The following is a 14,626-nucleotide window of genomic DNA, read 5'->3' on the forward strand; positions in this document are numbered from 1 at the left end:
CTAAAGCAATGAAGTCCTCAGATAATCTCATAACACTTATAGCATTCATAATTGGCATTTCCGTACTTGCACTGTCCCTTTACTCATTTTACACAGATTACAGCATGGGCAGGCCCGCCATAAATCTGGCAATAGACGTGATCTTTCTAATGTTTTCAGCAGTGCTCGTAGGTGGATCACTCAATCTCAGAAAAAGGTTGAAGGGATATGAAGTATCGGTCAATGCTGCATTCAACGAGGTCGTGTACAGCAGACTCAAACCGATCATGGAGGAGGTTGCGCTGGGCATAGTTGAGATGAACAGAGTATCAAAGAAAATCGAAAACCTTGAAAGAAAAATCTCTGCAATAGAAGAGCTTGCAACAACTCAGAAGCTGACTCCAGAAGAGAGAATAAACTTTTACTTTAAAGCAGTTGTAGTTATGGTGTTTTATATAGGACTTTTTATGTACATGACCCAGTACACGCTGCCTTACAACTACATCCTCTCCGCCCTCCTGTTCATTATCTGGTGGGGATTCATAACCTTCGAATTCCAGATATTCGATAAGGGCGAGGCGCTCGTGATGCTCATTGCCCCGGTTCTCATAATCCCCTCACTATATACACTTACCAGAACACTTGCTGGCATTTCAATCGCTCAAGGAATGGTTTTCATCGCATCCGCATTTTATGCATATTACTACTACATAGTGGCAAAGGGAATCACCGGAACGGGCAATAAAGGGCTCAAAGACATGCTTGGAGAGTTCAGATCAAAAATTACAAGGAGGCAGGGTTAGCGCAATTCTCTGAGCAGTGAGTAGATGTATGCGGAGATCCCAATCACAACCACGGAAAGGGCATACTGCCGAAGGACATCCAGCATTTTCTTGTAGAACAAATATTCCTGCCCGTATGGCCCAATATCCCTAAGCTCCTTAGCATCGAGAATGAAGTAATTCCCCACACCCTTGACGACAATCGGTTTCCCGAAAACAAGGACAGCCTTACCAATTATATCACTCTTACTGATGGGGTTTGGGTCAGGTCCAGAGGCGTCGCCACCAGTATACACTTTATCACCCACAACCTTCAGAACCCGATGAGTAACAGAATAACCTACATCCTCTCTCACGAACATTATTATGTCTCCCTTTTCCGGCTCCTTGAAAATGGTCTGAACCAGGACAATATCTCCTCTCTCAAAAGTGGGATACATGCTGTTTGTAACTACTGCAGCGAAAAAAATCTTCATTGTAATGCCAAGGTAGACTATCACAAGGAAAACAGCAAATTCTGCAACAGCCATCGCTATTGTGGCATTTCTACTCCTGCTACTATTCTCCAAAAGCTCGTGAATGTGCTTTCTCGTTCTTACCAGACTAATTTTTCTCCCAATTCCTTCACGATGGTTGTAAGCAAAGAATGCGGTGGCGAGAGCGCCTGCAATCAGCAGCTCAATCATTGCAACCACCATACAATGTAAAGCAGCAGATTTAATGTGATGTACAGAATTACCACATCTATCAGCAAATTCAGTGCATTTCTCCCTATTTCAATCCCTCTCGCCCCGTTTTCCGCCCTGATGCTGCCATCCCCATAAAACTTCAGAACAGCATTAACAAGTTCCAAAGGTAGTTTTGTCTCTGCAGATATTTTCTCAGGGTCTTTGATCCCCCGTTCAAGCTCCCTCAATACCAGGATTTCGTATTCAGACCTCATCTTCTCAGGTAGAACCTAAGAACTATAAGCACCGCCAAGACTCCTACCAGTATTGTTACCGTGCCTGCATCCTTTCTGCCATTCTCACCGTTTTCCACTGCAGGAGTAGGTGTGGGCGATGCACTGGTTACGTTTTTCGCAAAAAAGACCTTTGATATACTGGAGTCATCAAGAAGCACTTTATAAGATCCCTCCTGTTTCGGGATATACTCAAACTCCACGTGCTTTTTCTCGTTCTGATAGATGTTAACGGTCTCATTGTAAGCAACAATACCATTTATCTTGACCACAATCTCTGCCGTCCCTGTCCCACCCTCATTTTTAACGTCAAAGGATACCTTCACCGGCTGACCAACATCAACTATGAAATCACTGACCGACAGGTTCGAGTACTTCAGCTCCGGCGGAAGCTTCAGTTCAGTTTTCAATCTTATCGAGACAGTTTTGTTGATAGATGAAAAGTCATAGAAAGAGGTCAGCAGGTCCGGAGCCTCTCTCAACCCATACTTCCTTTTTAAACCCGCATCGCTGAAGTAATAGTTGGTTACGTCCAGAACCACCTTTCCGCCCCTCTTCAAATAATCGCTGAAGGCAGTCATTTCCGGTTTATCAGTAACGTAGAACACGATGTCCGCCTTATCCAGCTCGTAATCTTCCACAACACCAACATACGATACTGGCGCTTTATTCAACTGTCTGATATATTCAAGAAGGTCCGGAAGAATCTTCTCTGCCCTCTCATCGCTCTTGTAATAAAGCGCCACCTTCATTTCATCGCTGTAGTTTCCGTTCTTCCACAGATAAGCAAGAACGTTCGTGAGCATTTTTGCAGCATTATCTCTATTCATATCGTAGGCTTTTTCAAAATCGAAGTCTCTTGCCTTATTGTCCATCCCGCTTACACCAACGCTACCGAGAACGTAGTTGTTGGCCGAGAGTACAAGAGTCCCATTACCCACTTTTCCGATCTTCAGGGGCTTGTTAAACAGATATGGCTGGACATAGACCGGCAGAACCTGCAATCCAGCTACTTTGCTCCATCCCGCAGAAATTTCGAGTTTGTGATCACCAATGTCAAGTTGAGGAACGCTGAACTCCACCCTGGTAGATTCATAAGGTCCAAGCTCCACTTTTTTCTTTGAAAAATACTCACCATCAATCAAAAGCCTCAAGTAAAAGGACACTTTTTTGTTACCTGCGTTAAACACAGATACCTGAAGCGTATTATTCATACCTTCCGGCAAAATTGCAGCTTTTAAATTCGAATCAAATAAGTAGACCGTGCTTTTGACTTCATCAACCACATTAAACCTGATCTCTTTTTTGAGGTAATCCACATCATTTCTCTTCTCAGTATAAACAAACAAACTTGCATCACTGCCATTGATCAGTCTTTCAAGGAAGCTTTTATACTCTTGTTCTGTTGCAGTTGTATTCAGAACATCGAAAACATAAACCACCGCTCTGTACTCGCCAGTCTTCCAGCTCTCCGGTATGTTTATATCAAAAACAGTGAAAATGCTGTTGGTCCAATCAAGACCGGACTTTCTTATCACCTTCCCTGCCACCGGATAACCATCGGGATCGTATACAACCACCAGAAAGTCCACGGCATACGCTCTGAAGTGATTGATATCCGAGGCCTGAACGTATATCTTCGCAGTTTCCCCTTTTTCATAAGGAATTTTTCTTTCGATAAACTTACCATAGCCATCAACGTGGTCAACCAGTTTAATAGCAAAATTGTCTATCGCTAAAGTTGGACTCACCATGAACAGAAAAATAAGACATGCCAGGCAGACAATTCTCCCCCTCACATACATGCATAGAACAAAAGAAATAAATAATTTACCAGAGAACCACAAACTGTGAAAAAAGTTGCGTTGCTCTCGGCAGCGATCCTTATACTGACAATAATGTTCGCATCTCTCACGCAGGCATCAGAAGTAAACAACCCTCTGTACAAACAATACGAAGGTTTTTTTGCTCCCTGGCATAAAGCAAAGATTTGCATGCCCTGCCACATAAACACTCTGTCGGGAGAAGAGCTCGAGAAGTTTCTGAGGTGCACACCATGCCATAACAGAGAAGTGGACCTAAAAGACCAGAACCAGCTCCTCAAACTGCATGGGGCGACAGTCTGCATAAAATGTCACGTTGGAAGCAATTATGACATTAACAACATTGGATTGAAAGTCCACGTACCCCACATGAAGGTCTCATGCGATAATTGCCACGGAACCGATGGAGCCATATCCAAACCAGACAGAAACAAATGCACTGATTGCCATGGTTCAAATCCCCACAGTGTTCACAGCAGAGTTCTTGATGATATCTGCTTTGACTGTCACTCGGAATACATGAAGGACTACCTGCCAAAAATAAACAAAAAAGAACTGGAAAGCGTAGGGCTGCAGGTGACTCCAACCCCAGAAAGACCCCAGGAAGCCCAAGTATCCTTCAAGAGCCTTTCGGACTTTATCTTGTGGATAGTCGATCTCCTGTTCTGATTTTTGAAAAACTATTTAACCAAAACCCATCGCTTTTTTCCATGCTCACCCCATTTGAAATCAAACTCCTCAAATCACTCGAAAAGAGCAGAGAATACAGTATCGACGATGCCGCCGAGATTGCTGGAATGAAGAAAGACGCTGTAATAAAAGCAATTTATCTGCTTGCAGAAAAGGGATTCGTCAAAATTGAGGAAAAAATCTGGAAAGAATATGAACTGACCGAAGAGGGAATAAAATACCTGACCGAAGGACTTCCAGAAGAGAAACTCGTTTCAGAACTGGGGGAAGGTAAGAGGTCAATAAAGGAGCTTGAAGAAAAGTTTGGAAAAAGGCTGGTGGGCATTGCTCTCGGGAACCTCAAGAAAAAGGGCGCGGTAAAAATAGAAGGCGGAGTCGTTGAGCTCATTTCAGAGCCAGAGTTTTACGAAAAAACTGCACTTGAAAAAATTTACAGCGACAGAACTGCCAAGCTGGACGAAAAAATTCTGAAAGAACTGAAGAAGAGAAAGCTTTTGAGAGAGGAGCAGTTCAAGGAAGTATTCTTCAAAATAATCAGAAAACCCGATGTCGAGCTGAAGGAGAAAATTTCGGACATCACACCTGAGATCCTCATTTCAGGAACATGGAAGGGGAAAGAATTCTTAGAATATGACATAAAAATTCCCTCGAAAGAAGTATTCGCTGCCAAAATTCACCCATACGAGAGAATAATCAGAGAATGCAGAAAGATCTTTCTGGAGATGGGCTTCACAGAGATAAAGGGCCACTACATCCAGCCAGCATTCTGGAACTTCGATGCGCTCTTCCAGCCACAGGATCACCCCGCAAGAGAGATGCAGGACACGTTTTATCTGGAGAGATATGTCGAGCTTGAAGGGGATGCTGTTGAAAGAGTTAAGCTGACACATGAAGATGGGTGGGTGACCGGTTCCAAGGGATGGGGTGGAAAGTGGAGTCTTGAAAAGGCAAAACAACTCGTGCTGAGAACCCACACAACTGCAATAACAATCCACTACCTCGCTCTGAATCCCGAGCCCCCCGTTAAGGCGTTCTGCATAGATAGGGTTTACAGAAGAGAGACCATAGATGCCACCCATTTACCAGAATTTGACCAGCTTGAGGGTGTGGTCCTCGACAGGGACGTTGGATTTGCTGACCTGCTTGGCCTGCTGAGGGAGTTTTTCCACAAGATGGGTTTTGAGGATGTAAGATTCAGACCCGGATATTTCCCGTACACAGAGCCGAGTGTGGAGCCAGAGGTCTATGTTGAGGGTCTGGGGTGGGTCGAGCTTGGAGGGGCAGGAATATTCAGAAAAGAAGTTACCGAACCTCTCGGAATAAAGGGGAAAGTTCTCGCCTGGGGTCTCGGAATTGGCAGACTTGCGATGCTCAGGCTTGGAATGAAAGATCTGAGAAGGCTTTACATACCGGATATTGGCTGGCTGAGGTCACTTCCAGCAATAAAAAGGTAAACGCCCTCTTTGGACTTTTCCAATTTTTCGCCATGTTTATAAATCAAATGGACTTTAGATTCTGTAAAAATCCCTTGACTGTGGTATGATGCCGAGACCGCACACTAAATTTGCTATCCTGATCATCGCCGGAGCAATCTCATTTTTAGTCGGCATCAGCACAGGCTCATCAAAAATCGGTCTGAACGAGATACTGGGCTTAATTTCAGGTGTTGAAAAAGAATACGTATCAAACATACTCGATTTCAGGCTGAGGCGCACACTCCTGTCAATACTCGTTGGGGTGGCGTTATCGTCGTCAGGATGTGCCATGCAATCCCTTTTCAGAAATCCCTTGGCGGACCCGTACATCATAGGGGTTTCAAGCGGAGCAAGTGTTGGGGCTGCCATTGCAATCCTGACAGGTCACGGTTCTTCCATCAACATAATGGCTGCAGCATTCGTATCTGCCATAATTACAGTATTTGTGGTATATTACCTGGGAAAAGATTCCACATATTCTCTCCTGCTCGCAGGTGTGGCGATGGCCACATTCCTTTCGGGAGTCACATCACTTCTCATATACATCTCGGGACAGAGCCTGCACCAGGTTCTCTTCTGGATAATGGGTGGATTCTGGAACGCAAACTGGTTCAAGGTGAAAATCGCATTTGTAGGATCCATAATAGGCGTTGCAGTAATCCTGTACAACTCGTGGAGACTGAACGCCCTTTTGCTTGGAGAGGAACATGCACTTAGCGTGGGAATAAACATCGAAAGGCTCAAAAGAGAAATTATCGCTGCCACCGCATTTCTGACGGCAATTGCAGTATCGGTAAGTGGAGTTATAGGCTTCGTAGGCCTGATAATCCCGCACACAATGAGGTTGCTCTTCGGGGAAGACAACAGAATAATTGTTCCGACATCTATTCTCTTTGCATTCACATTCATGCCAGCCGTGGACACGATTGCGAGAATAGTCGTTCCGGGTGAGCTTCCGGTGGGAGTTATCACATCACTTCTCGGCGCTCCATTTTTCATTTATCTCCTGAGGAGGAAGAGGTATGAAGCTAAAGGTCAATAATGTTACTGTCAGGCTCAACAGTACCGAAATACTCAAAGATGTGAGTTTAGAGATAAACAGAGGGGAATTCGTAAGTCTGCTTGGGCCGAATGGCAGTGGTAAATCAACAATACTCAGGACAATATATGGCATTCTTAAGCCGACCGGAGGCGCAGTATATCTGAATGGAAAAAAGATGAACGGTGCCGGTTTTGAGGAGGTTGCAAAGCTCATAGGATACCTGCCACAGGAACAGTCTGAAGCCAATCTGAAAGTTCTCGATGTTGTTCTGCTTGGGAGAACTCCATACATAAGGATAAGCCCGGGCAAAGACGATTACGCACTCGCAATGAAAGCCCTTGAACTCGTTGGAATGGAGAATTTTGCACAGAGAAGATTCTCAGAGCTTAGTGGGGGAGAGAAGCAGAAGGTCATGCTTGCGAGAATTTTCTGCCAGAACACAGAGTTCATGCTTCTCGATGAACCCACCGCCCACCTCGACGTAAGGAGTCAGCTCGAAATTCTGGAAATTGTGAAAAAAATGGTGAAAACCGGTAAAAGCACCCTCATCTCCCTGCACGACATAAATCTCGCAGCAATGTTCAGCGACAGAATCCTCATGATCAGGAATGGTAAAATCATCCACGTAGGGACTCCTGAGGAGGTTATCCGGCCCGACAGGATAGAGGAGGTCTTCGGGATTCGGGCAGAGGTTATCAGGCACAACCAGAGAATCCTCGTAATTCCGGAGGTTGTCAGATGAGGTATCGAGTTGAGGACAACACCCTCATTGTAGAGGGCAAATTTGATGCATTAAGCTCAGGTCTGAAGGGTGGCTGGAAAAAGGTTAGCAGCATATTCAACCATACGGTTTCGGATGATTTCCTCGATTCTGATCCAGTCCATTATCTCGAAACCGTTGCAAAAAGACTTGGACTGAAAAATTACTTCGGGTTACTCACCTCAGTCCCTATGGAAAAGCTGGCAATCGTGAAAAAGGACGAAGTCACAGCATTCGTAACTGCGGGGGTCAAAAACCCCAACGAAGTCATCGGGACGATAAACATCATCCTGATAATTGATGCAGAACCATCAGATGGTGCGATGGTGAACACCATAATAACCGCAACTGAGGCAAAGAGTCATGCCCTTCTGGAGATGGGTTATGGCTTTACAGGGACAAACACAGATGCTGCTGTGGTCGCAAGGACTGGTGGCAGATACTATGAATATGCCGGCCCCGCAAGCGATTTAGGGAGCAAAATCTGGTACTGCGTGAAAAGAGGAGTCTTAAAGAGTTTGAGCAAATGGTGACTGGAGAACAATTCGTTAAAGTTAAATACAATTTTCTTTATCAAGCATCAAAAAAAATTTAGAGGTGGTATAGAATGGAGTGGAAAAAAATTTTCATATTCCTGACACTGGCTGCACTGATCCTCATATCAGGCTGCGCAGATATCAAAAGTCCCGAAATACAGAACAAATCCGGTGAAAATCTAAAAACCGAAAAATTTCCCATTACCGTAACAGACGACTTTGGATTCAACGTAACAGTGGATAAAAAACCGGAGAGAATCATTTCCTTAGCACCATCGAACACAGAAATCCTGTTTGCTCTCGGTCTTGGAGACAGAATAGTTGGAGTTACTGAATACTGTAACTATCCCGAGGAGGCGAAAGAAAGACCGAAGGTTGGTGGATACTCCACAATTGACATCGAGAAGGTGCTCAGCCTGAAACCGGACCTGGTCGTTGCATCGTTTGGAAATGGCGAAGAGACCATACAAACCCTCAAGGAATACAATCTGACAGTAATAGCGCTAAATCCAAAAGATCTCAAAGGAATAATAAGAGATATTGAAATGCTCGGCAAAGTTACCGGAGAGGAGGAAAACGCAACCAGACTCATAAAAATGATGGAAAACAAAATTGAAACCGTGAAAGCCAAGGCTGAAAAAATGGAAGCAAGACCGAAGGTTGCCCACATCCTGTGGCATGATCCGATTTACGTCAGCGGTAACGGCACATTTGTAAATGAACTGATAACAATTGCCGGAGGACAGAACGCTTTTGGAGACGTTGAGGGCTGGAAGGTCGTAAGCATCGAAGACCTCTACTCAAAAGACCCAGACATAATCATCGTGAACAGCGGCGATGGAATGAATGCAAACGGTGAAAATATCATATACGAGTGGGTTACAAGCGAGCTTAAAGACCTCAGAGCAGTAAAAGAAGGAAAAGTGTTCGTAATAAACTCCGACATGATCTCAAGACCATCCTACAGACTCGTCTATGCTCTCGAGGAGATTTCAAACATAATAGCTGAAAATAGTGGTTAAACTGCTAAATATCAGTAAATTTTTTCGTATTTTTTCTTATCTCCCTTGAAAGTCGCATCAATTCCAAGTTTTGCGGTGATATTGTCTTTAGCAGAGGGGTCAAGGCTGCTTCCCCTCGCATTTGTTATCACCACCAGGTCTCTGTCCGCCTGGAATCTCGTCGCAATGGCGTACTCAACATCTTCCATGCTGTAAATATCAATGTCATCATCCACCACAACCACATGCTTCAGGCTCGGGTGGGCGGAAAAGGCAGCGAGTATCGCATTCTTTCCATCCCCGTCAGTTATCTTCTCAATCTGAACTATGGCATGGAGGTAATGCCTGCCCCCAGCAGTCATGATTACATTCTTCACCCTACAAACCCTCGCAACAGCTCGATAAATTTCGGGTTCATAGGGTACGCCCATGAGCATCTGGTGCTCGTAACCCGCCGGAGTTATCGAATAGAACATGAAATCCTCCTTTGCGTAGATGGTGTCCACTTCAATTACCGGTGCTCTCCTTATCCGGTCGTATGTACCCGTTATGTCTATAAACGGACCCTCATCAACCATCTCCCCAGTTATCCTCCCCCTGATAACTATTTCGGACTCAGGAACATGTATGCCATCAACGTTGCTCACCTCAAGTGTTTTCATCAGCGACGAGGCGTAGTGGTATTCCATGCCCTCATCAACCCTTGTCGCTGATGCAAACATGAATAGCGGGTGTGGTGATATAGATATGGCAATTTCAAGCTCTTCGTCCCGATCAATGGCGGATTTCCACCTCAGATACGTGTGTCTTGGAGGCACGAGTCTAACAGCCATTTTCTTTTTACCCAGAATGAGCATTCTGTGGAAGCTTGCATTGTAACTTCCATAATCGTTACCATTTCCTGTAACGATGATGCCTGCAGTTATGTACCTGCCGGCGTCGTTCTCAAAATACTTCGGAACCGGCAGATCTTCCAGACTGTCCAGCTCCACATAGTCAACATCCCGTTCAACAATCCTTCCCCCTATTTTCAGATTCGCAAGATATTTTGCAAGGTCTGAAACGCAGATGTCCATATAGCCACACAAAAGCTCCCTGGTTGCGAGAAAGTTTGTGGCTACCTTTTTTCCCTCCACATTGATAATGGCAGGAGTTTTCTCAAGTCCATTCTCTCCAATGAATTTCACAACCTCCTCATGGCCGATTTCCTCTTCAAAGACCCTGTGACCAGCAGCCCGGATCGCATCCCTGAAATTCATAAAAATAACAGCAGGGAAAATTATAATAATTTTATTGCAATTTTCAGCTTATGCCATCGTCAAGGATTCCGGGATTCTACAAGATGAGTGTTCATGAAAGAATCGAAAAGATTTCCGAATTTGCAGGATTGACTGAAGAGGAGAAGAAGATGCTCTTCGAGAAGGGTCTTCCCCTGGAAATAGCAGACAGAATGATTGAGAACGTCATAGGCACTTTCGAGCTTCCTTTCGGGATAGCGACGAACTTCCTGATTGACGGCAAGGACTACCTCATCCCCATGGCCATCGAGGAGGCGAGCGTTGTTGCCGCTGCAAGCAACGCAGCAAAAATGGCAAGAGAGGGAGGAGGTTTCACAACAGATTATTCAGGAAACATCATGATCGGGCAGATTCAGGTAGTGGATCTCAAAGATCCGTATTCTGCAAAATTTGAGGTTTTGAGAAACAGAGAGGAGATAATAAAGCTCGCAAATGAGCAGGATCCCATTCTGGTTAACCTGGGTGGAGGGTGCAAGGACATAGAGGTGAGAATAATCGAAAGCATAAAGGGGAAGATGCTGGTTGTCCATCTGATCGTGGATGTGAAGGACGCAATGGGTGCAAATGCAGTAAATACGATGGCAGAAGCCGTTGCCCCCCTTATTGAGGATATAACCGGTGGAAGGGTGTATCTGAGAATAATATCAAACCTTGCAGTTTACAGACTTGCGAGAGCGAAAGCTGTTTTCAAAAAGGACGCAATAGGAGGGGAGGATGTCGTTGAAGGCATAATGAACGCCTACGCTTTTGCCGAGGCGGATCCATTCAGATGTGCCACCCACAACAAGGGGATAATGAACGGAATCTCCGCAGTGGTTATAGCAACCGGAAACGATTTCAGGGCGGTTGAGGCGGGGGCGCACAGCTACGCCGCTCTTAGAGGCTACAAGCCTCTGACAACCTACGAAGTGAATAAGGACGGAGATCTCGTAGGAACAATTGAGCTGCCCATAGCGGTCGGAACAATTGGCGGTGCGACAAAGGTAAACCCCTTAGCCCAGCTGAGCCTCAAGATTCTCGGAATAAATACTGCAGAAGAACTTTCGAGGGTCATGGCTGCTGTTGGACTCGCACAGAACTTTGCAGCCTTAAGAGCTTTGGCCACAGAAGGAATACAGAGAGGACACATGGAACTCCATGCGAGGAACATCGCAATAATGGCTGGGGCCAGCAAGGAAGAAGTGGATCAGGTTGTAGAAGAGATGCTGAAAGCCGGTAAGATAAGGATGGATATCGCCAAGGAGATAATAGAACGGCTGAGAAGCAAAAACTGACATCAATTATTTTTGATTCCCCCTACAGTACCTTCACAAAAAATCTTGCAGGCTCTATCCACTCGCTCCTGCATTTCGGGCATCTTCCCGGATTCATTTTTTCAAACTCAAAGCCACACTTTTTGCACATCGGCGGAGACATAAGCAGCATTTTCCCCTTCCTCTTCAGAACTTTCGATGCCTTCTTCAGGGCATCATAAACCTCTTTTTCCCTGGAAATATCCATTTCCAGGGCATAGCAGATTTCTCTGGCAGTCAATGGCCTTTCCTCGATGAGTGCGATAATCCTCTCAAGCTGCACGAGTTAAAGCAGGTCTCGTGCATAATATAAAATCTGCCTTAAACTTATCAGTAGACAGAGCGTCAAAAACATATCACATCACAGGCGGTAAAGATGGTACTTCTTCCCGAAAGAGGCGAAGCTGAAGATTTAGAAGACATAACCACAGACTTCATGGTGGATATAGACATGACAGGAGACAATGGACACCACAAAAGAGCCTGTTCGAAGCAGGAATGATTGCAAAAAACATTTCAATCTGCAGGTTCACAAGGGATTTTGCATTTACAAAATTTAATTCCAAGTTCCCGAAAATGGAAGAGAGGAGTGCGGAACTGGGGATGTTCGGCATAGAAGGGGTTCAGAAAGCATGTTGAAGGAGCAAGAAAGAGACCCGAGTTCACAGGGATAGAGCCAGAGTTTGTCAAAGGACACGCAGAGAAAATGCATGAGTAGTTTTAGAGAGTGTCGATCATGTCATAACTGATCCCCTTATGGAATCAGGAATACTCCCCAAACTTTGAAAGGTATGGTGCGAAATACGGGGGCTTGCACACGAACAAATTTCAAGTAAAAAATATAAAAAACATCTTAGAAAATTACCTCGTCAGACTGGCGGACAAAAAAATTATATAATTCATGGCTCACTTTTTCCTCCAGGAGGTGGTACTGGTGGGAACTGTAAAGCCAGCATATATCAAGAACATCGCAATGGAATTGCTCAAGAAATATCCGGATGCGTTCACGAACAGCTTTGATGAAAACAAAAAGCTCGTTCAGGAGTTTACCAATGTCAGAAGCAAAACTGTAAGGAACAGAATAGCCGGATACATTACAAGAAAAATAAACAAGGGCTGGAAGAATGTTTGAGGGTGTAATTCCTGCCCTCGTAACACCATTTAAGGAGAATTTCGAAGTAGATTTTGAAGGTATTGCGAGGAATCTGGATTATCTCGAAAAACACGTTTCTGCATTTGTGCCTACTGGCACCACCGGAGAAGCTGCAACCCTTAGCTACGAAGAACACATAAAGGTTGTGAGGTACGTCTGCGAGGTTTCGAAAAAACCGGTTATCGCGGGAGCAGGGTCCAATTCCACGAGAGAAGCCGTTTATCTTGCAAAGGAGGTTGAGAAGGCTGGAGCCGATGCGGCAATGTTCGTAACACCCTACTACAACAAGCCAAACCAGGATGGGCTTGTGGAGCATTACCGGGCCATTGCGGAAGAGATCAGCATCCCCATGATCGTATACAATGTCCCGAGCAGAACAGGAACGAACATTCTGCCGGAGACGGCCAGAAAACTGGCGGAAATCGACAGCATCGCAGGAATAAAGGAGGCCAGCGGAAATCTGAAGCAGATAGCCCAGATACTAAAGCTCTGTCCCGACGATTTCACAGTCCTCTCCGGAGATGATTTCCTCACCCTGCCAATTATGCTGATGGGCGGAAAAGGTGTAATCAGCGTTGCAGCCAATGTTGCACCTCACTTAATGAACGAGATGTACCAGGCGTTTGTTTCGGGCAACATTGAAAAAGCAAGGGAAATCCACTACAGACTGATGCCGCTTTTTGATGCCCTGTTCATAGACACCAACCCGATTCCGGTCAAAAAAGCTCTCGAGCTTATGGGTCTTGCGGGTGGAAAACCCAGACTTCCCCTTGTGGAGCTGAGTGGCGAAAAAACAGAAAAACTCAGGGAAGTTCTGAAAGACCTTGAACTAATTTAGCTCTCTTCATTTCTGACACTCAGTTCTTCACCCAGTCACTCAGATAGAGCCTGTATGTCTTTCCAAACCTCTCACGGTAGATCAAGTCCTTTTCCTCGAGCTTTTTAACAATCATGGATACCTTCGATGTGGAGAAGCCTGTTCTGAAATTTGCCTGTATCTGAGAGGCGTAGGAGTTTCAGATGCGATTCTCATCCTTTTCCCCGATTTGTCTTTAAAACAGACGATAAAAGGAGCGACAATCAGTGTTATTCCCGCAACAGACAGAATTGATGGCAAAGAGGAATAGAATGACGAATAAACTGAAGGGCGCATCATCGTGCATTCATTCTTGTATGCCTGAGACCCAGAGACCACAAAAGAAGACAGTATCAGGAACATGCCGACAATGACTGCCGCGAGATGAACGGGTCTCATGAAAGATATTGAACGATGTGGAAAATTAAACATTACACTCCTTCACGCCTGAACCGGAGGTATGGGGGGACTGCTTAAAATCCTGAACCATCCCCTGATTCGATAAACCTTTATGAAACATCTCCTCGCCAGTTTCACCCTCGTTTTCACCCCCAACAAATATTGCCTCTCAGGACAAAGTTATGTTCAGAGGTGATGTAAAATGATGGGTTACGGTGGAATGATGGGCGGCTATGGATTCGACGGCATGGGTTACTACGGCCTCGGGTTCATCTGGCAGATAATCTGGCTGGTCGTTATAGTCGCGGTAATCTACCTGGTAATAAATGCGCTCAGCCAGAACAGGGGAAGTTCAAACTCAGGAGGAGAGAGCAGGGCGCTCAGAATACTGGACGAGAGGTTTGCGAGGGGAGAGATTGATGCCGAGGAGTACAGGAAGCTCAAAGAAGAACTTCTGAGATGACACCTCCCCAACAGGGAGTTTTTTTCAACTCCCTTAATGCTGTTTCTCAGAGTTACGCATTATCTCAATCGGCCTATCTTTGCGTAATGTGATTGTGTCGCTTAAACAAAACCTTT

The 14,626-nt window shown here is 45.1% G+C and carries 19 protein-coding genes; 12 read left to right on the forward strand and 7 right to left on the reverse strand.

Annotated elements, in window-relative coordinates; translation table 11 throughout:
• The first annotated feature begins 8 nt into the window (after nucleotides 1-8).
• Complete coding sequence (locus tag GACE_RS09095) at nucleotides 9-782, forward strand: hypothetical protein (RefSeq protein ID WP_048092880.1); 774 nt, start codon at nucleotides 9-11, stop codon at nucleotides 780-782.
• On the opposite strand, the gene GACE_RS09100 is transcribed toward GACE_RS09095, so the two are convergent.
• Genes GACE_RS09100 through GACE_RS09110 form a run of 3 tightly spaced genes read right to left on the reverse strand, consistent with a single transcriptional unit; the run spans nucleotide 779 to nucleotide 3,521 of the window.
• A complete protein-coding gene (locus GACE_RS09100) occupies nucleotides 779-1,447 on the reverse strand; it encodes a signal peptidase I (protein ID WP_158413829.1) in 669 nt (222 codons plus the stop codon). The genes GACE_RS09095 and GACE_RS09100 overlap by 4 nt on opposite strands.
• A complete protein-coding gene (locus GACE_RS09105; RefSeq protein WP_048092882.1) occupies nucleotides 1,444-1,704 on the reverse strand; it encodes a hypothetical protein in 261 nt (86 codons plus the stop codon). Before GACE_RS09105 ends, GACE_RS09100 begins: the two co-directional genes overlap by 4 nt.
• Entirely contained in the window at nucleotides 1,701-3,521 is a 1,821-nt protein-coding gene (locus tag GACE_RS09110; RefSeq protein WP_148305957.1) for a hypothetical protein, read from the reverse strand. The genes GACE_RS09105 and GACE_RS09110 overlap by 4 nt, the downstream gene beginning before the upstream one ends.
• Before the next feature lie 51 nt (nucleotides 3,522-3,572).
• Here GACE_RS09110 and GACE_RS09115 point away from each other — a divergent pair, with 51 nt between their 5' ends.
• From GACE_RS09115 to GACE_RS09140, 6 genes are all read left to right on the forward strand, one after another.
• Nucleotides 3,573-4,214: a cytochrome c3 family protein gene (locus tag GACE_RS09115; RefSeq protein ID WP_048092885.1), complete on the forward strand. Its 642-nt coding sequence runs from the start codon at nucleotides 3,573-3,575 to the stop codon at nucleotides 4,212-4,214.
• A gap of 41 nt (nucleotides 4,215-4,255) precedes the next feature.
• Entirely contained in the window at nucleotides 4,256-5,689 is a 1,434-nt protein-coding gene (gene pheS, locus GACE_RS09120) for a phenylalanine--tRNA ligase subunit alpha (protein ID WP_048092887.1), read from the forward strand.
• Nucleotides 5,690-5,774: 85 nt separating this feature from the next.
• The gene (locus GACE_RS09125) at nucleotides 5,775-6,752 is read left to right on the forward strand and encodes an iron chelate uptake ABC transporter family permease subunit (RefSeq protein ID WP_048092889.1); all 978 of its coding nucleotides are present in this window, start codon (nucleotides 5,775-5,777) and stop codon (nucleotides 6,750-6,752) included.
• Nucleotides 6,733-7,494, forward strand: coding sequence for an ABC transporter ATP-binding protein (locus GACE_RS09130; protein WP_048092891.1), 762 nt, complete (start codon nucleotides 6,733-6,735; stop codon nucleotides 7,492-7,494). Before GACE_RS09125 ends, GACE_RS09130 begins: the two co-directional genes overlap by 20 nt.
• On the forward strand, nucleotides 7,491-8,045 hold the full coding sequence (locus GACE_RS09135; protein WP_048092893.1) for an adenosylcobinamide amidohydrolase: 555 nt from the start codon (nucleotides 7,491-7,493) through the stop codon (nucleotides 8,043-8,045). The genes GACE_RS09130 and GACE_RS09135 overlap by 4 nt, the downstream gene beginning before the upstream one ends.
• Before the next feature lie 74 nt (nucleotides 8,046-8,119).
• A complete protein-coding gene (locus GACE_RS09140; RefSeq protein ID WP_048092894.1) occupies nucleotides 8,120-9,070 on the forward strand; it encodes an ABC transporter substrate-binding protein in 951 nt (316 codons plus the stop codon).
• A gap of 11 nt (nucleotides 9,071-9,081) precedes the next feature.
• On the opposite strand, the gene GACE_RS09145 is transcribed toward GACE_RS09140, so the two are convergent.
• Complete coding sequence (locus tag GACE_RS09145; RefSeq protein ID WP_052400268.1) at nucleotides 9,082-10,308, reverse strand: UbiD family decarboxylase; 1,227 nt, start codon at nucleotides 10,306-10,308, stop codon at nucleotides 9,082-9,084.
• A gap of 50 nt (nucleotides 10,309-10,358) precedes the next feature.
• On the opposite strand from GACE_RS09145, the gene GACE_RS09150 reads away from it, so the two are divergent.
• On the forward strand, nucleotides 10,359-11,621 hold the full coding sequence (locus GACE_RS09150) for a hydroxymethylglutaryl-CoA reductase, degradative (protein WP_048092896.1): 1,263 nt from the start codon (nucleotides 10,359-10,361) through the stop codon (nucleotides 11,619-11,621).
• Nucleotides 11,622-11,643: 22 nt separating this feature from the next.
• Here GACE_RS09150 and GACE_RS09155 read toward each other — a convergent pair whose 3' ends face one another.
• On the reverse strand, nucleotides 11,644-11,922 hold the full coding sequence (locus GACE_RS09155) for a transcriptional regulator (RefSeq protein WP_048092897.1): 279 nt from the start codon (nucleotides 11,920-11,922) through the stop codon (nucleotides 11,644-11,646).
• 93 nt (nucleotides 11,923-12,015) lie between these two features.
• Between GACE_RS09155 and GACE_RS11940 the strand changes: the two genes are divergently transcribed.
• From GACE_RS11940 to dapA, 3 genes are all read left to right on the forward strand, one after another.
• Nucleotides 12,016-12,141 carry a hypothetical protein gene (locus tag GACE_RS11940; RefSeq protein ID WP_318249193.1) on the forward strand — a complete coding sequence of 42 codons (126 nt, stop codon included), beginning with the start codon at nucleotides 12,016-12,018 and terminating at the stop codon, nucleotides 12,139-12,141.
• 432 nt (nucleotides 12,142-12,573) lie between these two features.
• Nucleotides 12,574-12,771: a 30S ribosomal protein S17e gene (locus tag GACE_RS09160; protein ID WP_048093845.1), complete on the forward strand. Its 198-nt coding sequence runs from the start codon at nucleotides 12,574-12,576 to the stop codon at nucleotides 12,769-12,771.
• The gene (gene dapA / locus GACE_RS09165; protein WP_048092899.1) at nucleotides 12,764-13,630 is read left to right on the forward strand and encodes a 4-hydroxy-tetrahydrodipicolinate synthase; all 867 of its coding nucleotides are present in this window, start codon (nucleotides 12,764-12,766) and stop codon (nucleotides 13,628-13,630) included. Before GACE_RS09160 ends, dapA begins: the two co-directional genes overlap by 8 nt.
• Before the next feature lie 19 nt (nucleotides 13,631-13,649).
• Here dapA and GACE_RS12055 read toward each other — a convergent pair whose 3' ends face one another.
• Together GACE_RS12055 and GACE_RS09170 are read right to left on the reverse strand one after the other, a co-directional pair.
• Entirely contained in the window at nucleotides 13,650-13,745 is a 96-nt protein-coding gene (locus GACE_RS12055) for a hypothetical protein (RefSeq protein ID WP_449267230.1), read from the reverse strand.
• The gene (locus GACE_RS09170) at nucleotides 13,742-14,047 is read right to left on the reverse strand and encodes a hypothetical protein (protein WP_048092901.1); all 306 of its coding nucleotides are present in this window, start codon (nucleotides 14,045-14,047) and stop codon (nucleotides 13,742-13,744) included. The genes GACE_RS12055 and GACE_RS09170 overlap by 4 nt, the downstream gene beginning before the upstream one ends.
• 202 nt (nucleotides 14,048-14,249) lie before the next feature.
• Here GACE_RS09170 and GACE_RS09175 point away from each other — a divergent pair, with 202 nt between their 5' ends.
• Nucleotides 14,250-14,510 carry an SHOCT domain-containing protein gene (locus GACE_RS09175; RefSeq protein ID WP_048092903.1) on the forward strand — a complete coding sequence of 87 codons (261 nt, stop codon included), beginning with the start codon at nucleotides 14,250-14,252 and terminating at the stop codon, nucleotides 14,508-14,510.
• Nucleotides 14,511-14,626 lie beyond the last annotated feature (116 nt).

Source organism: Geoglobus acetivorans (assembly GCF_000789255.1).
In the GTDB taxonomy this organism is placed as follows: Archaea; Halobacteriota; Archaeoglobi; order Archaeoglobales; family Archaeoglobaceae; genus Geoglobus; species Geoglobus acetivorans_B.

Bases quoted from the DNA above. Each gene is read 5' to 3' on its own strand.
- GACE_RS09150 (WP_048092896.1), top strand. From the start codon at position 10,359: ATGCCATCGTCAAGGATTCCGGGATTCTACAAGATGAGTGTTCATGAA.
- GACE_RS09130 (WP_048092891.1), top strand. From the start codon at position 6,733: ATGAAGCTAAAGGTCAATAATGTTACTGTCAGGCTCAACAGTACCGAA.
- GACE_RS09095 (WP_048092880.1), top strand. From the start codon at position 9: ATGAAGTCCTCAGATAATCTCATAACACTTATAGCATTCATAATTGGC.
- GACE_RS09125 (WP_048092889.1), top strand. From the start codon at position 5,775: ATGATGCCGAGACCGCACACTAAATTTGCTATCCTGATCATCGCCGGA.
- pheS (WP_048092887.1), top strand. From the start codon at position 4,256: ATGCTCACCCCATTTGAAATCAAACTCCTCAAATCACTCGAAAAGAGC.
- GACE_RS09140 (WP_048092894.1), top strand. From the start codon at position 8,120: ATGGAGTGGAAAAAAATTTTCATATTCCTGACACTGGCTGCACTGATC.
- GACE_RS09145 (WP_052400268.1), bottom strand. From the start codon at position 10,308: ATGAATTTCAGGGATGCGATCCGGGCTGCTGGTCACAGGGTCTTTGAA.
- GACE_RS12055 (WP_449267230.1), bottom strand. From the start codon at position 13,745: ATGATTGTTAAAAAGCTCGAGGAAAAGGACTTGATCTACCGTGAGAGG.
- GACE_RS09175 (WP_048092903.1), top strand. From the start codon at position 14,250: ATGATGGGTTACGGTGGAATGATGGGCGGCTATGGATTCGACGGCATG.
- GACE_RS09135 (WP_048092893.1), top strand. From the start codon at position 7,491: ATGAGGTATCGAGTTGAGGACAACACCCTCATTGTAGAGGGCAAATTT.
- GACE_RS09170 (WP_048092901.1), bottom strand. From the start codon at position 14,047: ATGAGACCCGTTCATCTCGCGGCAGTCATTGTCGGCATGTTCCTGATA.
- GACE_RS11940 (WP_318249193.1), top strand. From the start codon at position 12,016: ATGGTACTTCTTCCCGAAAGAGGCGAAGCTGAAGATTTAGAAGACATA.
- GACE_RS09100 (WP_158413829.1), bottom strand. From the start codon at position 1,447: ATGATTGAGCTGCTGATTGCAGGCGCTCTCGCCACCGCATTCTTTGCT.
- GACE_RS09105 (WP_048092882.1), bottom strand. From the start codon at position 1,704: ATGAGGTCTGAATACGAAATCCTGGTATTGAGGGAGCTTGAACGGGGG.
- dapA (WP_048092899.1), top strand. From the start codon at position 12,764: ATGTTTGAGGGTGTAATTCCTGCCCTCGTAACACCATTTAAGGAGAAT.